The sequence below is a fragment of the Stenotrophomonas capsici genome (assembly GCF_034961085.1).
Lineage (GTDB): Bacteria > Pseudomonadota > Gammaproteobacteria > Xanthomonadales > Xanthomonadaceae > Stenotrophomonas > Stenotrophomonas capsici.
Genome location: NZ_JAYFUH010000014.1, coordinates 1 through 591 on the forward strand (window position 1 = coordinate 1; position 591 = coordinate 591).

Here is a 591-nt window from a genome sequence, read left to right on the forward strand (position 1 = left end):
GGAGTGAACACCGCGGCCTGGACGATCGCATCACCCGCCTTGCCGCCAACCCGGACGACGAGCTGGAGGCCAAACGGCTGAAGCGGCGCAAGCTGCAGCTCAAGGACTGCATCACCAAGCTGGAAAGCATGCTGATCCCGGACGAGCCGGCCTGAGCGACACCGTTCAGCCCGCGCCGCTGCCAGCAACCGCCGCGACCAGCCGCACCAGACCGGCGTGGCCGTGCTCCCCGGTCTTGCCGTAGATCACCTTGAGCCGGCCCAGCGCGGTTCCCGGGGTCACTCCGCACGCCTTCGCCGCCGAGGCCACGTCCGCATCCCGGTAGAGTGCCGCTGCCAACCGCGACTCGGCCTCGGTCAGGCCGAACAGCTGTCGCAACACCGCTTCAAGCCCCGGCGCGGCCTGCTTTACCTCACGCACGAATATCCGCAAGGTGCCCCGTTCCTGCGGTGACCAGCGGACCAGCCGATGCGCCGTCAGCACGCCACAAGGCAACCCACCGGCATCGGGCAGCACAAGTGACTCCACGTCGCCACCACGCAATTGGCTTGCCCCGCGCAGCGCACGCTGCAACAGGCCATGCAGGCCAGA

The 591-nt window shown here is 68.7% G+C and carries 2 protein-coding genes; one reads left to right on the forward strand and one right to left on the reverse strand.

Translation table 11 applies throughout. The annotated features are described in order from the left end of the window. On the forward strand, window positions 1-155 hold a 155-nt coding region (locus VA603_RS00210), incomplete at its 5' end, for a YdcH family protein (RefSeq protein WP_323437599.1). Between the two features lie 10 nt (window positions 156-165). Here the strand turns inward: VA603_RS00210 and VA603_RS00215 are convergent. Continuing rightward, window positions 166-591: hypothetical protein (locus VA603_RS00215; RefSeq protein ID WP_323437598.1), on the reverse strand; the 426-nt coding region annotated here is incomplete at its 5' end.